14 protein-coding genes are annotated in these 18,429 nt (G+C 64.5%); 7 read left to right on the top strand and 7 right to left on the bottom strand.

The window, feature by feature from the left end; translation table 11 throughout:
- Nucleotides 1-3 precede the first annotated feature (3 nt).
- From HNP00_RS00480 to HNP00_RS00470, 3 genes are all read left to right on the top strand, one after another.
- Nucleotides 4-2,121 carry an ABC transporter permease subunit gene (locus HNP00_RS00480; protein ID WP_184734794.1) on the top strand — a complete coding sequence of 706 codons (2,118 nt, stop codon included), beginning with the start codon at nucleotides 4-6 and terminating at the stop codon, nucleotides 2,119-2,121.
- A 159-nt stretch (nucleotides 2,122-2,280) separates the two neighbouring features.
- Nucleotides 2,281-2,733 (top strand): SRPBCC family protein, encoded by a 453-nt coding sequence (locus HNP00_RS00475; protein WP_184734791.1) that lies wholly within the window; start codon nucleotides 2,281-2,283, stop codon nucleotides 2,731-2,733.
- Nucleotides 2,734-3,597 carry an SDR family oxidoreductase gene (locus HNP00_RS00470; RefSeq protein WP_184734789.1) on the top strand — a complete coding sequence of 288 codons (864 nt, stop codon included), beginning with the start codon at nucleotides 2,734-2,736 and terminating at the stop codon, nucleotides 3,595-3,597.
- 37 nt (nucleotides 3,598-3,634) lie between these two features.
- On the opposite strand, the gene HNP00_RS00465 is transcribed toward HNP00_RS00470, so the two are convergent.
- Nucleotides 3,635-6,142 (bottom strand): ATP-dependent Clp protease ATP-binding subunit, encoded by a 2,508-nt coding sequence (locus tag HNP00_RS00465; protein WP_184734787.1) that lies wholly within the window; start codon nucleotides 6,140-6,142, stop codon nucleotides 3,635-3,637.
- 134 nt (nucleotides 6,143-6,276) lie between these two features.
- On the opposite strand from HNP00_RS00465, the gene HNP00_RS00460 reads away from it, so the two are divergent.
- The 3 genes from HNP00_RS00460 to HNP00_RS00450 all read left to right on the top strand — a co-directional run bounded on the left by HNP00_RS00460 (nucleotide 6,277) and on the right by HNP00_RS00450 (nucleotide 8,214).
- Nucleotides 6,277-6,741, top strand: coding sequence for a GatB/YqeY domain-containing protein (locus HNP00_RS00460; RefSeq protein WP_184734785.1), 465 nt, complete (start codon nucleotides 6,277-6,279; stop codon nucleotides 6,739-6,741).
- 40 nt (nucleotides 6,742-6,781) lie between these two features.
- On the top strand, nucleotides 6,782-7,645 hold the full coding sequence (locus tag HNP00_RS00455; RefSeq protein WP_184734783.1) for an HNH endonuclease: 864 nt from the start codon (nucleotides 6,782-6,784) through the stop codon (nucleotides 7,643-7,645).
- 197 nt (nucleotides 7,646-7,842) lie between these two features.
- On the top strand, nucleotides 7,843-8,214 hold the full coding sequence (locus tag HNP00_RS00450; protein ID WP_184734781.1) for a DUF1508 domain-containing protein: 372 nt from the start codon (nucleotides 7,843-7,845) through the stop codon (nucleotides 8,212-8,214).
- Between the two features lie 30 nt (nucleotides 8,215-8,244).
- On the opposite strand, the gene moaA is transcribed toward HNP00_RS00450, so the two are convergent.
- From moaA to HNP00_RS00425, 5 genes are all read right to left on the bottom strand, one after another.
- Complete coding sequence (moaA, locus tag HNP00_RS00445; protein WP_184734779.1) at nucleotides 8,245-9,285, bottom strand: GTP 3',8-cyclase MoaA; 1,041 nt, start codon at nucleotides 9,283-9,285, stop codon at nucleotides 8,245-8,247.
- A 663-nt stretch (nucleotides 9,286-9,948) separates the two neighbouring features.
- A complete protein-coding gene (locus HNP00_RS00440) occupies nucleotides 9,949-12,105 on the bottom strand; it encodes a glycosyltransferase (RefSeq protein WP_311770456.1) in 2,157 nt (718 codons plus the stop codon).
- Nucleotides 12,102-12,608, bottom strand: a complete 507-nt coding sequence (locus tag HNP00_RS00435) for a hypothetical protein (protein ID WP_184734777.1) — start codon at nucleotides 12,606-12,608, stop codon at nucleotides 12,102-12,104. The genes HNP00_RS00440 and HNP00_RS00435 overlap by 4 nt, the downstream gene beginning before the upstream one ends.
- A gap of 66 nt (nucleotides 12,609-12,674) precedes the next feature.
- Nucleotides 12,675-12,866, bottom strand: a complete 192-nt coding sequence (locus HNP00_RS00430) for a hypothetical protein (RefSeq protein ID WP_184734775.1) — start codon at nucleotides 12,864-12,866, stop codon at nucleotides 12,675-12,677.
- A 336-nt stretch (nucleotides 12,867-13,202) separates the two neighbouring features.
- Nucleotides 13,203-14,861, bottom strand: coding sequence for a phosphodiester glycosidase family protein (locus HNP00_RS00425; RefSeq protein ID WP_184734773.1), 1,659 nt, complete (start codon nucleotides 14,859-14,861; stop codon nucleotides 13,203-13,205).
- Nucleotides 14,862-15,004: 143 nt separating this feature from the next.
- Between HNP00_RS00425 and HNP00_RS00420 the strand changes: the two genes are divergently transcribed.
- Nucleotides 15,005-15,589, top strand: coding sequence for a histidine phosphatase family protein (locus tag HNP00_RS00420; protein ID WP_184734771.1), 585 nt, complete (start codon nucleotides 15,005-15,007; stop codon nucleotides 15,587-15,589).
- Nucleotides 15,590-15,655: 66 nt separating this feature from the next.
- Here HNP00_RS00420 and HNP00_RS00415 read toward each other — a convergent pair whose 3' ends face one another.
- Nucleotides 15,656-18,346 carry a PEP/pyruvate-binding domain-containing protein gene (locus tag HNP00_RS00415; RefSeq protein ID WP_184734769.1) on the bottom strand — a complete coding sequence of 897 codons (2,691 nt, stop codon included), beginning with the start codon at nucleotides 18,344-18,346 and terminating at the stop codon, nucleotides 15,656-15,658.
- Nucleotides 18,347-18,429 lie beyond the last annotated feature (83 nt).

Below are 18,429 nucleotides of genomic sequence, written 5' to 3'. Positions count from 1 at the left end.
ACAATGAGTGAGTTGGAAACCCCGGCCCTTCCTGCCGCCGGACCGCTGCTTCGGCTGGTAGGGATCGACAAGAATTTCGGGCCCGTGCAGGCACTGGTCGACATCACCCTCGAGGTACCTACCGGGAAGGTGACCGCCCTGGCGGGCGACAACGGCGCGGGCAAGTCGGTATTGATCAAATGCGTCGCCGGCATTCACACCCCCGACGGCGGCCAGCTGTTCTGGGAAAGCAAGCCCGTACGGTTGAACTCACCACACGAAGCCGCCGCGCTCGGCATCGAGACCGTGTATCAGGACCTGGCACTGTGCGACAACCTCGACATCGTCCAGAACCTGTTCCTCGGCCGCGAGCGGCTGCGCCATCTTCTCCTCGATGAAGAGAGCATGGAGATCACGGCCAGGGAAACGCTGGCGAGCCTGGCCGTGACCAGCGTGCGTTCGATCCGGCAGCCTGTCGCCTCGCTATCAGGTGGGCAACGCCAGTCGGTATCGATCGCGAAATCCGTGCTGTGGAACTCGAAGCTCGTCATCATGGACGAGCCGACGGCGGCACTCGGCGTCGCCCAGACAGAGGTCGTCCTCAACCTGATCCGGCAGCTCGCGGACCGCGGCCTTGCCGTCGTCGTCGTCTCGCACAACATGAACGACGTTTTCCAAGTGGCAGACCGCATCGCCGTCCTCAGGCTTGGGCGGCTCGTGGACGTTAGGCCTACCGAAGAACTGGACACGCAAATCGTGGTCGACTTGATGACCACGGGCAACTCGGACCGGATTAGGCCCGAACTTGCACAGCCAACGCCACCGAAACGCCTGATTTCCGCGGCGAAGGGACCGCTCCCGCCCGCCATAGCCCCGCTCCAGGACGAGCCGACCACCGAAGCTGCCGCGCGCGATGCCGCATTGGCGCTGAATCCCGACATTACCGCCACGTCGCTGGCCGATTACTTCCGTGCAGCGCTGGCACGGGTTCGTGGCGGCGAGAGCGGAGTGCTGCCAGTGCTCGCGGGCTTGCTCCTGATCTCTGTCCTGTTCCAATCGCTGAACCCGAATTTCCTGACCCCAGGCAACATGGTGAACCTGCTTATTCAGGGTTCAGTCTTCATGCTGCTGGCGATGGGCCAGATTTTCGTGCTCCTGCTTGGCGAGATCGACTTGTCAATCGGGTACGTCGGGGGCGTGGGCGGCGTCATCATGGCCGAACTCGTCCAGGAGGCGACCGGCTGGCCTTGGTGGGCGGGGATCGTCGTCGGGCTAGCAACGTGCGCCGGGATCGGGATCCTGCACGGCACGATCATTACCCGCCTCGGTCTACCTTCGTTCGTCGTCACACTCGGAGGCCAGCTCGGCTGGCTCGGCGTGATGCTGATTATCCTCGGCAGCGGCGGAGTAGTGCCCATCAACGACCCCGTCATCAACAACATCGCCAGCGGTAATCTCACTCCAATCACCAGCTGGAGCCTCATGGTGGTCGTCGCGGGAGTGTTCGGCACCTGGACGTGGGTACGGGACGCCCGACGACGGAACTCGGGACTCGTCGCCCCGCCGCCGAGCGTGAGCGCCCTGAAAATCGCAGCGGTGGTTGCGGCCGGCGTGGCCACGGTCTGGCTATGCAACACAAATCGCGGCACCTTGGTCGAAATCAGCGGCGTGCCGTGGGTCCTGCTCGTGGTGCTCGGCGTCCTCGCCACCTGGACGTTGCTGCTCGGCCGAACCCGGTTCGGCCGCTACGTCTACGCTATTGGCGGCAACGCCGAGGCCTCGCGGCGGGGAGGCGTGAACCTTGCGCGCATCCGCACGATCGCTTTTATGCTCGCCTCCTTCACAGCAGGAATCGCCGGAATCGTCTACGCCTCCCGGCTCCGCTCGGTCTCGACGTCGTACGACGGCGGCACACTGGTGCTTTACGCCGTGGCGGCCGCGGTGATCGGCGGTACAAGCTTGTTCGGAGGGCGAGGCAAGGTGCTGCACGGGGTCCTCGGCGGGCTGGTGATCGCGACGATCGATAACGGCATGGGGCTTCAGGGCTACAGCGCACCGGCGAAGTACGTCGTCACTGCACTTGTTCTGGTCGCAGCCGTGACGATCGACGCGGTCGCGCGCCAGGGGCGCGCCCGGACGTAACCGGGTTGTTGGATGGCCGGGCACGGACGCTGCACCTGGCCGGGCTGGACTTGGATAAACAGCAGGCTTAACGTTCAAGTGTGACTGGCTTCACTCAGGGGACGCCTCCACAGGCCATCCCTGCGGCCAGTCCCATACAAGTTCCAGGGAGGAGGAAAAATGCAAAAGGTTGAAGAGGCGATTGACGTGGCTGTCCCTGTTCACACGGCTTACAACCAGTGGACACAGTTCGAATCGTTTCCTGAATTCATGCCAGGGGTGGAGTCCGTTACCCAGCTGACCGACACGACCAATCATTGGGTCACCAAGGTCGGAGGCGTGGAACGGGAATTCGATACTGAAATAGTCGACCAGGAACCCGACGACCGGATCGCTTGGCGCAGCATTGATGGCAAGTCGCACGCAGGCATCATCAGGTTTTCGCCGCTGGACGCCAATCACACGCACGTCAAGGTCCATTTCGAATGGGCGCCAGAAACATTCATGGAGAAGGCGGGAGCCGCGCTCAAAGTTGACGATGTGCAGGTGAAGGCAGACCTGAAGAAGTTCAAGGAATTCATAGAGTCGCGTGGAAGTGAAACCGGAGGGTGGCGCGGCGAGGTGGAGGAGTAGATGACCGAGCTTGGACCAGTGCTTGTGGTCGGCGGCACCGGCATGCTGGGCGCCCAGGTGGTGTCCGAGTTGCTGACGCGGGGAAAGCAAGTCCACGCCTTGGTGCGCCCCGGATCGGATGCGACGCGATTGGAAGCTTCGGGGGTCACGATCGCCCGAGGCGACATGATGGATCCAGACTCGCTTCTGCGGGCCATGGACGGCATTGACACCGTGATCACCTCAGCGGCGGGATACACCCGACACCGGGAAGGCGATAGCCCGGTCATCGACACAGTGGGCAACATCAACCTCGTCGACGCGGCCAGCCGTTCCGGCATCCGCAAGTTCGTCCTGACGAGCATCCTCACTTGCGATCAAACCCCGGACGTTCCGCACTTCTGGCACAAGAAACTGACCGAGGATCGCCTCGAAGAACTCGCAGTTCCGTTCGTGGCGCTGCGTCCGGGAGCATTCCTTGACACCCTCGCCCGTTTCGGCGGCGACCCTTTCAGCAAAGGGCAACTCACCTGGTTCGGGTCCCCGAGCATCCCCTTGACTTTCGTTCTCACCGCCGATCTCGCTGGCTATCTTGCCGCAGCAGTCGACGCAACCGGAGTAGACGGGCAGCGAATCGATATCGGCTGGGACCGGCCGGTAAGCATGCGGGAAATCGCAGATATCGCTGCCCGCCTGCTGCGTACGCCGGTCACGGTCCTCGGACCAACCACCCCGATGGCGGGGGATCTGGGGGCCATGATGGACTGGTTCCAGACCGGACGCTACGTCGCAGACACCACCCGGCAGCGCGAGGTCTTCGGCCCGCTCCCAACCGCGGAGGACGCCGTCGCCCGCTTGCTCACGAGCCTCGGCCACGTAGTCTGACGGAGGGAGCCCGACGGCGGCCGGGCTTGGTCTCCGTCTAACTCGCGGCGGGCAGCGCGTCAGGGACGCGCGGTTTCGCGTTGCCGGCGAAGGTGAACTTGGCGTCGTCGCCTTCGCCGTCCACGTCGACCACCACGATGTCGCCCGGGTGCAGTTCACCGAAGAGAATCTTCTCGGAGAGCTGGTCCTCGATCTCGCGCTGGATGGTGCGGCGCAGCGGCCGGGCACCCATGGCCGGGTTGTAGCCACGGGTAGCCAGGAGCACCTTGGCGGCCGTGGTGAGCTCGATGCCCATGTTCTTGTCCGCCAGATGCTGCTCCAGACGGCCGATCATCAGGTCCACGATCTCGATGATCTCGTCCTGGCTTAACTGGGGGAAGACGATGATGTCGTCAACGCGGTTGAGGAACTCGGGGCGGAATTGCTGCTTGAGCTCTTCGGTGACCCGTGCCCGCATCCGGTTGTAGCCGGTGGTGGTGTCCGTGCCGGACTGGAAGCCGGTCGCCACGCTCTTGGAGATATCGCGGGTTCCCAGGTTGGTGGTCATGATGATCACCGTGTTCTTGAAGTCCACCGCCCGGCCATGGCTATCCGTCAGCCGGCCGTCCTCCAGGATCTGCAGCAGCGAGTTGAAGAGGTCGGAGTGTGCCTTCTCCACTTCATCGAACAACACCACGGAGAACGGACGGCGGCGGACCTTTTCGGTCAGCTGCCCGCCCTCGTCGTAACCGACGTATCCCGGAGGGGCACCGAACAACCTGGAAACCGAGTGCTTCTCCGAGTACTCGGACATGTCCAGCGTAATGAGGGCCTCTTCGTCGGCGAAGAGGAACTCGGCCAGCGCCTTGGCGAGTTCGGTCTTGCCGACGCCGGTAGGGCCGGCAAAAATGAACGAACCGCCCGGACGCTTGGGGTCCTTGAGGCCTGCACGGGTGCGGCGGATGGCCCGCGACACCGAACTAATCGCCTCATTCTGGCCAATAACCCGCTTGTGCAGCTCGTCTTCCATCTTGAGCAGCCGGCTGGATTCTTCCTCGGTCAGCTTGAAGACAGGGATGCCAGTGGAGTTCGCGAGAACCTCGGCAATCAGTTCCTCGTTGACCTCGGCATTGCCGTCCATGCCGCCGGACTTCCAGTTGCGTTCCTTCTCTTTGCGCTCAGCGACGAGCTTCTGCTCCTTGGCACGCAGCGATGCAGCGCCTTCGAAGTCCTGGGCGTCGATGGCGGATTCCTTCTCCATCTTGACCTCGGCGATGCGCCCATCCATGGCCTTCAATTCCGGTGGAGGGGTCATGCGGCGGATGCGCAGGCGAGCACCGGCTTCGTCGATCAGGTCGATCGCCTTGTCCGGCAGGAAGCGGTCGGAAACGTAACGCTCCGAGAGGTTCGCTGCGGCGACCAGCGCGCCGTCGGTGATGGAAACCCGGTGGTGCGCCTCGTAACGGTCACGCAGGCCCTTCAAGATCTCAACAGTGAGGGCCACTGAGGGTTCCTGGACCTGGATCGGCTGGAAACGGCGTTCCAGAGCTGCGTCCTTCTCGATGTGCTTGCGGTACTCATCCAGGGTGGTGGCACCAATGGTCTGGAGTTCACCACGGGCCAGCAACGGCTTCAGGATGGACGCGGCATCGATGGCACCTTCGGCCGCACCGGCACCCACGAGGGTGTGAATCTCGTCAATGAACAAGAGGATGTCGCCGCGGGTGCGGATTTCCTTGAGAACCTTCTTCAGGCGCTCTTCAAAGTCACCGCGGTACCGGGAGCCCGCCACCACGGACCCCAAGTCAAGAGTGTAAAGCTGCTTGTCCTTGAGGGTTCCCGGGACGTCCCCGCGGACGATCGCCTGGGCAAGGCCTTCGACGACGGCGGTCTTGCCGACGCCGGGCTCACCGATCAGGACGGGGTTGTTCTTGGTGCGCCGAGAGAGGACCTGCATGACGCGTTCCATCTCCAGCTCACGGCCGATCACAGGATCAAGCTTGTTTTCGCGCGCAGCCTGGGTGAGGTTGCGGCCAAACTGGTCCAGCACCACCGAACCGGCCGGAACCGCCTCAGCCTGAGCCGGTCCGGCACCTGCGCTGGCGCTGGCGCCGCCAGGTTCGTTGCCCTGGTAGCCGGAGAGCAGCTGGATGACCTGCTGGCGGACACGGCTAAGATCGGCCCCAAGCTTGACAAGCACCTGCGCGGCAACGCCTTCACCCTCACGGATGAGGCCCAGCAGGATGTGCTCGGTACCGATGTAGTTGTGGCCGAGCTGCAGGGCTTCCCGGAGTGCGAGTTCAAGTACCTTCTTCGCACGCGGGGTGAAGGGGATGTGACCAGACGGAGCCTGCCGGCCCTGGCCGATGATCTCCTGTACCTGCTCGCGGACGCCATCGAGCGAAATGCTCAAGGACTCAAGTGCCTTGGCCGCAACGCCCTCTCCCTCCTGGATCAGACCCAAGAGGATGTGCTCGGTACCGATGTAGTTGTGGTTGAGCATGCGTGCCTCTTCTTGGGCAAGCACGACGACGCGACGGGCACGGTCCGTAAATCTCTCAAACATTTCGCCACACTCCTGGCTGCTGCCTACCTTGATGCTACGTCGCTGCAGGCCTTCTTGGGGCATTTGGCGGAGGCAGAATATTAGAGAGCCAGAATCGTGAAGAATTAGACCAACAACCAAGGAGAGGGGATGCCATGAGCACCCTGAAACAACGCCTGCATGCAGACGTCGTCGTCCATATGAAGGACCACAACAAGACCGCGCTCACCACCGTCCGCAACGTCCTGGGCGAGATCGAGACGCGCGAGAAGTCCGGCAAGACGCCCGTCGATCTGGACGACACCCAAGTGACGGCCCTGTTGCAGAAGGAAGCAGCCAAGCGCCGGGACACTGCCCGCATCTACACGGAAGCCGGCGAGGCCGGGCGCGCGGCCGCGGAGATCGCCGAAGCAGAAGTCATCGAGGCCTACCTGCCCAGGATGTTGACCCAAGCGGAGGTTGAAGCCATCGTCGACGAAGCCGTCGCTGCCCTGAAGGCCGACGGCCAGGAGCTCTCGATCAGGCAGATGGGTGCCGTGATGAAACCCGTCACGGCCAAGGTCGCTGGCCGTTTCGACGGCAAGGCCGTCAGTGAGATCGTCCGGACCCGGCTCTTATAGACCAGAATCTGTTCCGGCGAGCGTGTAGGAAGGAGTAGCCATGGCAGCCATCATCCTGGCGTGGAATCCAGGGCTTTGGAACGGCTGGAACTATGATGCCGTGATCGAGCAGGTCGCCGAAACAGGTCAATTCCTGGGTCGGTGGAGCGTCGGGCGACACCGGAGTATCGAGCCCGGCACGCAGGCCTGGCTTCTCCTGCAGGGCCGGGGGGAACACGGACGCGGACTCATCGGACACGGCGTCGTCATGTCCGAAAGCTATGAGGCGCCAAAATACTCCGAGCCGAGCAATACCATGCGGTACGTGAGCGTCGTCTTCGATGCCTTGCTCCCCCTAGGCGACCAGATACCGTCGATCGTCCTCGCCAGCGAAGTGCCGGGCGTGGCCTGGAAAAGCCTCCGCGCCTCCGGACGGACCATCCCTTCAGAGTCAGAACCCGACCTTCAGCGCTTGTGGCGCGAGCAAGGACCAGCAGTCTCCGATCCATGCCAGACCGTTCCCGGAAGCTACCCGGACGGAGCCGTCAGCCGGGTCGAAATGAACCGCTACGAGCGAAGCCCTGAAGCCCGCCGGATCTGCCTGGCTTTCCACGGAACGTCCTGTGCAGCATGCAGCTTCTCCTTCGAAATCACGTACGGGGACATCGGCAAAGACTTCATGCACGTCCACCATGTAGTTCCGGCCTCACAGCTTGGCGACGGCTACCGGCTCGATCCCGTAGCGGACCTCGTGCCGCTGTGCCCCAACTGCCACGCAATGGCACACCAGGGCGTGAGCACGCCGCGCACCGTGGCGGAGCTGCGGAGGGCTATCGCGACTGCCGGACACTTGCCCGGGCAGATAGTTGACGACAGGGCATTGGCTGCCCAAGACGCCGCGCACCGGATCCTTGAGCAGCGATGACCAGGGTGAGGCCTTGGTGCACTAGCCAGTCAAGGATCTTCCCCGTATTTTAGTTAACTACACCGCGTGGCGAGCATCACACGCTGTGAGTCAGATGATCCATTTGCCGGACTTAAAGTACTGGGCGCACCGCCGCGCCCCGGACCCGGCGAGACCTACCGGGCGTCGCGAGTCGTCCGCTGTTCAGGAGGATACGCATGACCGGGATGTTTGAACTCTTCATCGACGAGGACACGAGCTTCAGGTTCAGGCTCAAAGCACCGGATGGAACCGTGGTGGCAATCTCCAGGTCCTTTCCCGACAAGCCCGCCGCGGTCTGCGGCATCAGTGATGTTCGCGAGTATGCCGGAATGGGCCTGATCACTGATCTTTGCCCGGAAGTCCCGGTCCGCGCACCTTCGCCCGCGACTCCGGTTCCCACTGTGCGGCAACCCAGTCATTCCGAAATGCCGCAGCTTCCCGTCCCGCCGCGGCGCCATAATGCGCTCCCGCCGAGAGAGCGAACTGCCCGCCCATGGCACGCCGGTGCCGTGGTGGACGCGCCCTGTGCGGGATTAGTTGAGGCGTAAGCCTAAGGGTTACACCAGTACGGCACTCGGCTATCCGCCGATGTACGACATCTCGATCTTGTGTGCCGCGGCAAGGTCCAAGGGCGTGTTCGCGCCCCGCAGTTCCGAATAGCGGTCCGAGCGGCCGCCCCAGAGGGCGGACAACGCCGTCGAAAGCTCGACGTCGGACGCGCCGCCTCGCAAGAGGGCCCTCAGGTCCGTGCCGGCCGTGGCAAACAGGCAGGTGAACAGCTTCCCGTCGGCGGAGAGCCGGGCGCGGGTGCAGCCGCGGCAAAAAGCCTGGGTCACGCTGGAGATGACTCCGATTTCGCCACTGCCATCCGCGTAGCGCCAGCGATCTGAGGTTTCACCGGGGTAGTTAGGCTCCACCGGCTCCAGCGGGAACGCTGCGCTGATACGGGCCAGGACCTCGGCGGAGGGCACCACCTCATCCATTTTCCAGCCGTTGGACGCGCCCACGTCCATGTACTCGATGAACCGCAGTATAGACCCGGAACCCTTGAAATGGCTCGCCATGGGAAGGATGTCCTGGTCGTTCGTTCCGCGCTTGACCACCATATTGATCTTCACCGGCCCCAGCCCTGCAGCCTGGGCGACGTCCGCCGCGTGCAGGACCTTGGCCACGGGATAGCCGACGTCGTTCATGGCCTGGAAGGTCTCCTCCCGGAACGAATCCAGGGACACCGTCACGCGGTCCAGCCCGGCCTCCTTGAGGACCTTCGCCTTCTGAGCCAGAACCGAACCGTTCGTGGTCAGGGCCAGGTCCGGCGCCAGCCCGTCAGGAGTGCGCAAGCGAGCGAGCATCCGGACCAATTCCTCTATGTCCTTCCGCAACAGCGGTTCCCCGCCGGTCAACCGAATCTTCCGCACGCCATGTGCGACGGCGATCGAGGCCAGCCGGGTGATTTCCTCAAATGTCAGCAGCTGGTCCCGGGGCATGAAAACGAAATCCCTGCCGAAAATCTCCTTGGGCATGCAGTAGACGCAACGGAAATTGCACCTGTCCGTGACGGAAATCCGCAGGTCCCGCAGGGGCCGGTGGAAGGTGTCGGTGATGGAATTGGCGTCCATGCAGCGCCCCCTCAAGGCTGTAAGTGCCAGCCGTTCGTACCTCTCAGCGTATGCCCGGTCCCGAGCGCCCACAATGGCCATCCCGGTGGGCTCCGCAAGCAGGATCTCTTGTGCCAATCCCACGATCTGTCCCCGGCTCAGGACTTCCCATCGTCCTGAACGTCAGGAATACCACTGCCACTCAGGCGGCGCCCAGCCTGAGGGGACTTGGTGGTTGTCGGCCGTACCGCATCTTGAGCAGCTATAGCTGACCGACGCCGGCCGCAGTCCACTGCCGTCGACAGCGTAGACCGGTGGAACGTACTCATGGAATATCAGGGAAAACCCCGGACCGCACCGCCCACAGGCTGGCACCCTTGGCGCCGGGGCGGGAACACAGGGAAGATATGCGGCCAAACGATGTCCACCACGAGCAAGCGCCATGTGTTTCTCCCTCACGTTTTCAATTGTCGGGAATCGGTGTTGGCCGGATCCCATGCCCAAATCCAGGCTGAACGCTCACGTCGTGCGTGTAAACCGAAGCGAGTCGCTAGCGGGTATTGGCTAAGACCCTATGCCACGATCCCCGGAAGAGCCATGGGTCAGCCAAAATTGATGGTCCACGATCGGTTAACGAGTTCCTATTTCGGCGGGAGTTGCGCGCGAGCCTCGCGACAGTCGGCGCTACGCGGCGGGCGGGACGCGCAGGCTGCCGTACCTCTCCATTCGGTGCCAGCGCAGGTGCACGCCGGCCAAAGCCGTGACCACGGATTGGATGACGACGAGATACATGAGCTGCCGGTAGACGAACTGCTGAAGCGGAAGTGTCCATAGCGGGCGAAGCCGTTCATTGTCGAGCCGGAAAGCATAGGCAGCCATGAGGAATTGAACGAGGAGGAAGACCAGCCAGAGCGCCGCGATCCGGACGGGATCAAGGAAGACCAAGCCGTAGATGGCGAAGACATCCACTACCGGGGCGAACAGTGGCAGCAGCACCTGCAGCACAAGCAGGTAGCCGAGACCACGCCGGCCGAGCTTTCCGGCCGCTCCTCCCTGCAGGACCGCGCCGCGGTGCTTCCACATGGCCTGGAGCGTGCCGTAACACCAACGGTACCGCTGCTTCCACAGCGCCCCGAGGCTCGCCGGAGCCTCGGTCCATGCCCTTGCGTCGTCCTGGTACACCACCCGCCAGCCGTCACGGCACAGTGACATGGTCAGGTCGGTGTCCTCAGCGAGCGTATCGTCGCTGACTCCGCCAACCCGGAGGAGGGCATCGCGGCGGAAGGCACCAATGGCCCCGGGGACGGTCGGCATGCATTCCGCGACGTCGAACAGCCTGCGGTCCAGATTGAAGCCAACAACGTACTCGATGTGCTGCCACGCGCCGAGGATCCCTCCGCGGTTGGCAACCTTGGTGTTCCCCGAAATTGCGCCCACTCGAGGGTCGGCGAAGGGCTGGATGAGGGCGTGAACCGTTTCCGGTTCGAAGACTGTGTCGCCGTCGACCATCACCACGAGATCGTGGCTTGCTTCGCGGAGCCCGGCATTCAGGGCGGACGGCTTGCCACCGTTCTCCTTCCGGATCAAGGTGACGCCCGGCGGGCAGAGCGCTTCAACGATGTCAGCGGTACCGTCGGTCGACCCGTCGTCGACCACGATGATCTCGACCGGATGGGTCGAAGCGGCGATGGATCGGACCGCGGCTTCGATGCCGGCCGATTCGTTGTACGCAGGGACAATGACACTGACCGGCTCGGTGATTTCGGGCCGCACCGGCACATCCACCCGGCGTCGGCTGCTACCGACCCCCCGGGAGCGGCGCGCCGCGCGACTGTGGCGCGCCGCGAACCCGACAACGAGGACGGCCCTGATGACCGTCACGAGGCCGGCCGCAACGAGAGCCCACGAGATGGCGGTGATGACGAAGTCACTGACCCGGATTCCCCACACGAACGCGGTACCGCTGATTTGCTCCCCCGCTGACGCCTCCCGCATGCTGGCAATGCCGACGGCGTCGCCCACCGTCGTGACACGGAAGCCTTGGTTCTCGAACTTCGTGAGGGATGAGTCAAGCGCGGCGACCGTCTGCGCCCTGTCGCCGCCGCCGTCGTGCATCAAGAGGATCAGGCCCTGCGGGCCGGACGGCGCGAGGTTCCGCTCGATCGCGGCGACGCCGGGCCGCTGCCAGTCCTCACTGTCCTTCGTGGTAAGCACGGTGAGATAGCCTTGGGCCGCCGCGGCGCGCATCGCCGTCCACGTGCCGTCCCTCACGGCGTCATTCTCAGAGCTGTACGGCGGACGCAGGAGCGTCGCCGCGTGGCCCGTCATGCCGGTGATCGTTTGCTGGCCTCCCTGCACCTCGAGTTGCTGGCGCCAGGCCGGGGCGCTTCCAAGGTCCGCGTGGGTGAGCGTGTGCACGCCGATCTCGTCGCCATCAGCGACGATGCGGCGCATGAGGTCGGGATTGTCTATGGCAGCCGTACCCACGACGAAAAACGTGGCGTGGACATGGTGTTTCCGGAGGACGTCGAGGATTTGAGGTGTCCAGACAGGGTCCGGGCCGTCGTCGAACGTCAGGGCCAGCGTGTGGTCGGCAGGGCCGACCGTGCGCACTGACCCGCCCCGGGCGTCCACCACCGGGCTGCCGTGGGACACCGCGGCGGGGACCGTGCCGGCGGAGCCGCTCCCGGGTACCGAGTCATCGGCGATCCCGGCGAGGTGATGCATGTAGCCCTGCACGGCAAGCGCCACGCCCAGCGCAAACAAGACGGCAAGGAGGATGAACCAGTGTGCCTTGACACTGACTGGAGCAGTGCGCTTGCTCAGGCGGCGGGCACTCACGGGTGCGTAGGCGTGGACCGTCGCGTGGTCTGCCCTGGAGCCGTCCCGCTCTTGCCCGGGCTTGTCGGCGACGCGCTCGGCGTCGGAGCGGCAATAGCCGCGCCATGCTGCACGGCGGCACCATTGATCGCTTGCGTTGCGGGAACGGGCGAAAGCGGAGCCGCAGCAGTCTCGAAAGCTGCCGGGGCCAAGGGCACGGGCAATCGAGAGTCGCTTGACGGGAGCCCGGCCGCGTTGGAGGGGGGTGACGGAACTTCACCGACCTCCGGGGCCACAGGAGCGGCGGCCTTCGGGGCGGCAGGCAAAGGCAGGAAGGGTGCGGCCACGTTGGGCCCACCGAACAAAGCAACCAGCAGAAGGACGACGTACCCAGCCACGAGCCCCAAGGCCCCGAGTCCTACAAGCTTGACCCGCCGCAGGCGCCGGCCTGACGCATCCACGAATACAGGCCCGTGCGCAGGCGCGGGCTGTGGCTGATCGGTTGTCTCTTCAAAAGCTGCCATCGGGCATCAACCTTAGGTGATTTTAAGTCTGGATCACAAAAGCATCACGATCTCAAGAATCGACGGCTAGCGCCGGGCGAGGGTTCGCAGGAGTTTCAGGGCCACGGAGATCGATGCGAGGTCTACCTGTCCAGGCTTGGTGACTTCCACGAAGGTGTCCTTGATTCTTCCCAGCTGCTCCTGACGTCCACGCTCCCACTCCACAATACGTTCCACGGCAGAAGCGCCGGAGGCGTCGCTCCTTTGCGTCGTCCGCATGACGGAAATTGTTATGTCGACAACCGCCGAGTAAGTGTCAGCGAAAAGCTTTCCAACAAATCGGAGGCGCGCCGGCCCAGCTCCCCAGGCGTCCCGACGTCGTCCCAGTGCGCCAGCCGCTGCTTGGCGCGGTCAAGATCCGAGCCGCGCAGAAACTCCGAGGTCCGGCAGAACGTGCCCTTCTTCGGTTTCCAGAACGATTACGGTCTGTGGCTATCGAGTGCACTCATGGCCGGCGGTTCATTATTCCTGTACCTGGCGTTCAAGAAGCGGGACTGGATCTAGCCCTGGGGCCCAGCCCAGGGCCCCAGCGCTCCTGGGCCCTGTCCTCTTGGGCTACCGCTCATCCTTGCGGGCCGGAAGCACGAGCAGGGCGTCCCCGACGGGACGTTCCGATCCGCCCGACGGGTTGTTCTGGACCTTCCCTTCGGCAACGGCCGTTGTCGAGCCGCCACCGTCCAGGTTCATGGCCTGAACCATCCCAAGTGACGCAGCGACGTCGGCCTCTTCCTTCAAGCTCAGTCCCAGTGAGGCGGTTGAGCGTCCGTCTGCGGTGACAAGCATGGTTCTACCCTGGGCGTCGGTCCCGGCGAAGGTCCGGGGGTTCCGCTTGTGGACCCAGCCGTAATAGAAGCTGTTTCCGTCGTTGGGATGGACCATGCCGTCTTGTTTGACTGTGACATCTTCACTACCGTCCTTGACCAGCAGCGGCCCACCGTTCACGACGCTGGTGGCCTCGTTCGCGTGAAAGGCTTTACCATCCTGGCCACGCAAGCCGGCGTCGATCTTCAGCTTCGCGCCCACCGGTGCGAGTGCGCGTAGCCGTGCGACGTCGGTTCCGGTTGCCTGGATGGTGTGTCCGCCCACAGGAATCGCCGCGCCGCGGGTTTCGGCGATGGAAGTAACGGTGTCGTGGCTGTCCACTGTCACCTCAAGGCCCGCACCGGCGGGGGTGGACGGGCCGAACTCCGGGGTGAAGGTGACGAGCTCGTTCGGGTTGGTGCAGGTGACGTCCTGGAGTGGGCGCGGGGTGGGAACGTCGTTGGCGCCGCCGCAGTTTCGGATCAGGCCGGGGACCCGGTCTATGCCGTCCAAAGCCGCTTCCCCGGAAGCCGAGGAGATTTTGCCGGCCCAGGTCAGTCGTTGGACGCTGGTGGCGTTCTTCTTGCCATCAATGACAAGGGCCGGGCGGTCGGCGACAGGTTCGCTAAGGGTCTTGCCCGCGTACACGCCAACACCGGCGGGGTCTCCTTCGGCACCGGCCTTCGGGTCGAAGACAAAGAAGCCAGCGTTGACTGCGGCGATGGCGTGCGAGTCGGAAGCCAGTTGGCTCGTCGTCTCCCGTTTCTCCAGATCCGGGCCGAACGACGCTGCGAGCTGGCCTTGGTACTTTTTTGGGTCGATCGTGATGACTTCAAGGTTCCATGATCCGCGGGTCTTCGTGCTGGTCCCGGCGTCGCCGTCCCAGCCTGAGTAGATCACTGACGAGGCAAAGCCGGCGGCTTTGATCTTCGCGACGAGAGGGGCTCCGTCGGCCTGCGCGGCAAGGTGGCCGGCGCGAACCCGGTATCCGAGGTCGCCTCCGGCGTCGGCAAGCAGCGGCGACTGGACATGTTCAACGCGGGCATCGACGCCGGCGGCTGTGAGCTTATCGGCCGTGCGTTGCGCGGTGGCCTGGCTTGAGAGGGCGGAGGCTGGTGCGTCAGGATCCGGTGAGTCTGAGGGGATGGCAACTTCGGCTGTCCAGAAAAGCGAAGAGTCTGCGCCCCCGCGGCTGATCTTGGTCAGGGTGACGCCCGGGGCGAGGGCCATCACGGTTCGGGTCTCGGGCAGGTCAGCGGCACCAAGGTTGAGGTGGGCGCTTCGATCCTTGCCGTTTTCGCTGCTCTGGCCACCATCCGCGTGGGCTTGGCCCAAGGGGCTGAGGATCGCTGAGCAGACGGCGAGGACCAGGCCGCCAGTCAGCGCACTGCGGGACTTCAGGGGGAATTTCATGCGTCCACCGTATAGAGACTCGACGGAGGATCCGGGCCCATGTGGCGGTTTGGGGCGCCTATTGACCCAACCTTCACCCCACGTTCACTTACGCAACTGCCAGGATGCGGGGGGCCGAATAGACGCAGGGCAGAATGGAAGGCATGCCCCAAACTATCTTCGCCCTCGTCCGCCATGGCCAGACAGACTGGAATGCGCAGCGCCGGCTGCAAGGATCCACCGACATTCCACTGAACGACGTCGGCCGCGGCCAAGCGCGCGACGCCGTCGCCGTCCTGTCCGCCTACGAATGGGACGCGATCGTATCCTCGCCGCTGAGCCGGGCCGCGGAAACCGCCGACCTGATCGCAGCAGGGCTGGGCCTCAGCGTGGACCGGCGCGTGCCCGAGCTCGCCGAGCGTCACTTCGGGCGGGCCGAGGGCCTGCAGGCCGGCCCGGAACTGGACGCACTGCTCAACTCTGGCAGCCTCCACGGCGCCGAAAGCGAGGACGAGGCAGCCTCCCGCGGATTGACCGTGCTGGAAGCACTCGCCGAAGAGTTCCGCGGCCGCCGCGTCCTGGTTGTCGCCCACGGCACACTCCTCCGCGTGAGCCTCAACCGCGCCATCGGCCGCACCCTGCAAAGCATCGAAAACGCCGCGCTCAACTTGGCCCACCACCACCCCCTTGACGGCTGGCATCTCGAATACTTCAACGGCGAACGGGTTATGGCGGCCGTCCAGAGCTGACCGTTCCGACCCCGCTTCGGCACCCGCTCCACGCTGCACGACCGCAGAGAGACATATCGGCCACCGTTACTTCCCTGAAGGCCGTCCCTCAATCGTGACGGTGCCAGCGTCGCCGTCGACGCGGATCTGTTGGCCGCTAGCAATCCGCTGGGTGGCCACTCCGGTGCCGAGCACCGCCGGGATCCCATACTCCCGGGCCACGATCGAGCTGTGGCTCAACGGGCCGCCGACGTCGGTGACCACGGCCGAGGCCATCGCGAACAGCGAGGTCCATGCAGGCGTGGTGATGCGCGCCACCAGGACGTCTCCGGGCATCATCTGTGCAAAGTCCTGGGGGCCGTTGAGGACCCGGGCAGGAGCAGTGACCCGGCCCGAGCTGGCGCCTACCCCTTTGATGACGTCGCCCTGCTGTTGCTGCGAACGCGCCGGCATCATCCCCCCGAAGCTCCGTTCCATCCAGCGGCTCTCCGGCAGCAATTGTGGAGCCGCGGCCTTGGCCTGGCCGCGCCAGAGCATCTTGCGTTCCTCGATAGCCTCGGCTCGAACGGGCCTTTCAGCTCCCGTAATCGTCCCCTCCCCCGCAAGGCCGAACTCGACGGCGGTCAGCAGCTCCTGCTCGCGTAACCAGAACACGTCGGCAGACTGGGCGATGACCCCGGAGCCGGCCAGCCTTTGACCAAGCTCGAACAGCATCTGCCGCATCAGCGGCCAGGCCAGCCCGACGTCGGCCAGTGCATCCTCACGGATCGGAGCGGATTTCTGCGCCCACCGAAGCAGACGGAGGAACAAGGCCCGGCGGCTGCTCCCGATCCGGGTCCCCCCGAGCCGGGCGAGCATTCGGCTGGTTTGGTCTTCCCTGCGGGCAGCCGAGAGCCGCTGGCGCTCGTGCGGGTCATGTCCCTGTCCCCGCAGGTAAAACTTCACCGCGTCGAGCAGCGCCGAGGGTTCGTCGGCCGGCACCGGACTGAGGAAGTCTAGATTGTAGACCGCATGGCCGAACCGGTCGAGGTGGGCCTGGAAGCGTTGATGCCATTGCTGCCAGAGTGCTTGGTCCACGCCGGCAGGCGGGAACCCGGTGCGCTGCGACTCGGCCAGTGCCGCCGTCGGTTCATTGAGGATCGCCGAGGCCAGACCCTGAACCTCCCGCGCCCATGCTGCGAGGTCGTACAACGATTTCTCTGCCCGGATGGGTTCGCTGTCGTAGCCGAGGAGGAAGGTCTCGGCCGGAGGATCTCCATCGCGTCGGACGAGTTTGTCGTAATACGCGCGGAATGAAATCTCGCTTGTGGCAGCGATCGGGATGACTGACTCCACGGCGGTGTAATACACAGTTCCTGCGTCGAGCAACGTCTGGACGCCCTCAAGCAGTTCGTCTCCCGAAAGCTCGCCCACAGGCTTTGCCGACCAGTCCTTGACCACTTGCTGATAGCGGGGGTGGGAGAATTCCCGCCATCCGGCCACGCCCATGTGGGCCTTGCCGCTAGCCAGGGCGCGTACCGCGGTCACCACCTTTCCCATCACCCGCCACATTGCTGAGGTGCGGTAGTAATAGTAGGCGTAGCCATTGATGGTGGGCAGTCCGACGTCGCCGTTCCGTACGACGACGCTGCCGACGGCCTCGTTCATCAGGGTCTTGAGCGAGCGGGTCACCGAGCCGTCAATGAGATCGGCGAACAACGGCGAGAGCGGGTCGGGCAATTGCTCCACGATGCTCGCCCGGAAGTAAAGCCCCTTGGGATAGGGCACCGGCCAGGTATCCGGGGTGTCGGCGGTGGGTTCGGGTAGTGCCGTGATGGGCCGGGATTGCAGCATGAAAAAATCGCCGCCTGCTCGTGCCCACTCGATGTCCTGCGGAGCCCCGAAATGTTCGGCAATCCGTGTTCCATAGCGGGCCAGTGCGCCCGCGGCCTGGTCGTCCAGTACTGGCTGGTTCCGGCGAGCCGCCGGAACCGGCTGCTCCCTAATTCCCTGACCGGCAGTTCCTTGGCCCTCGGCGGCGCCGTCCGCGTAGACAGTCATCGTTTCCTTGTTTGCCGTCCGACGCGACAGCACCCGCTCGGTCCCGGCATCGATGACGACGTCGTCCGTGGTGACCGTTCCGCTGACCACGGACTCGCCCAGGCCCCATGCTGCGCTGATCACGATCTGGTCCCGGCGCCCATTGGCCGGATTGGCCGTGAACATGACCCCAGCCGCCTCGGCCTCGACCATCCGCTGGACCACGACTGCCAGGCGCACCGTTTCCGGTCCGATGCCTTCACGGGCCCGGTAGGCCATGGCACGTGCCGTCCATAGCGAAGCCCAGCAATCTGTGACCGCGACGGCCAAGGCTCCCGTACCACGGATATTGAGATACGTTTCTTGCTGTCCGGCGAAGCTGGCCGAAGCGAGGTCCTCGGCCGTGGCAGAGGAGCGGACCGCTACGGCCTCGTCCCCGTCGCCGAGGCTTCGATAGGCGGCGCCAAGCTCGTCGGCAATCCCGGCCGGCATGGTGCCTCCGGTGAACAAGGCGCGGATCCGCTCCGAGGCCTCCTCATAGTCCTGCGGCGCGGCTTTCGGCGACAGGGTAGCCAGCTCTTGGATGGCCGCGTCGAGGTGATTTGCATCCACAAAAGCGGCATAGGCCGCAGTGTTCAATACAAACCCCGGAGGGACTGGCACCCCGGCCTGGACCAGGCCGCCCAAGCCAACACCCTTGCCACCGACCACGGCGACATCGCCGTTTCCCACATCGCGCAAGTCGTTGATGTACGTCACGACCGCGTGTCCATTCTGTCCGCAGCCGGGCCGGATTGAATCGCCCCTGATTCCCAACATACTGGCACGCCCACGGGCAAGAG

Origin of the sequence: Arthrobacter sp. AZCC_0090, assembly GCF_014207375.1 — a bacterium.
Lineage (GTDB): Bacteria > Actinomycetota > Actinomycetes > Actinomycetales > Micrococcaceae > Arthrobacter.
Note: the sequence above shows the minus strand (reverse complement) of the source record. Positions and strands in the feature narration are given on the sequence as shown.

What these genes read in the sequence shown, in the direction of transcription:
- HNP00_RS00420 (WP_184734771.1), top strand. Translation starts at nt 15,005, where the DNA reads ATGCCCCAAACTATCTTCGCCCTCGTCCGCCATGGCCAGACAGACTGG.
- moaA (WP_184734779.1), bottom strand. Translation starts at nt 9,285, where the DNA reads ATGGACGCCAATTCCATCACCGACACCTTCCACCGGCCCCTGCGGGAC.
- HNP00_RS00455 (WP_184734783.1), top strand. Translation starts at nt 6,782, where the DNA reads ATGGCAGCCATCATCCTGGCGTGGAATCCAGGGCTTTGGAACGGCTGG.
- HNP00_RS00435 (WP_184734777.1), bottom strand. Translation starts at nt 12,608, where the DNA reads ATGGCAGCTTTTGAAGAGACAACCGATCAGCCACAGCCCGCGCCTGCG.
- HNP00_RS00465 (WP_184734787.1), bottom strand. Translation starts at nt 6,142, where the DNA reads ATGTTTGAGAGATTTACGGACCGTGCCCGTCGCGTCGTCGTGCTTGCC.
- HNP00_RS00460 (WP_184734785.1), top strand. Translation starts at nt 6,277, where the DNA reads ATGAGCACCCTGAAACAACGCCTGCATGCAGACGTCGTCGTCCATATG.
- HNP00_RS00470 (WP_184734789.1), top strand. Translation starts at nt 2,734, where the DNA reads ATGACCGAGCTTGGACCAGTGCTTGTGGTCGGCGGCACCGGCATGCTG.
- HNP00_RS00480 (WP_184734794.1), top strand. Translation starts at nt 4, where the DNA reads ATGAGTGAGTTGGAAACCCCGGCCCTTCCTGCCGCCGGACCGCTGCTT.
- HNP00_RS00475 (WP_184734791.1), top strand. Translation starts at nt 2,281, where the DNA reads ATGCAAAAGGTTGAAGAGGCGATTGACGTGGCTGTCCCTGTTCACACG.
- HNP00_RS00425 (WP_184734773.1), bottom strand. Translation starts at nt 14,861, where the DNA reads ATGAAATTCCCCCTGAAGTCCCGCAGTGCGCTGACTGGCGGCCTGGTC.
- HNP00_RS00430 (WP_184734775.1), bottom strand. Translation starts at nt 12,866, where the DNA reads ATGCGGACGACGCAAAGGAGCGACGCCTCCGGCGCTTCTGCCGTGGAA.
- HNP00_RS00450 (WP_184734781.1), top strand. Translation starts at nt 7,843, where the DNA reads ATGACCGGGATGTTTGAACTCTTCATCGACGAGGACACGAGCTTCAGG.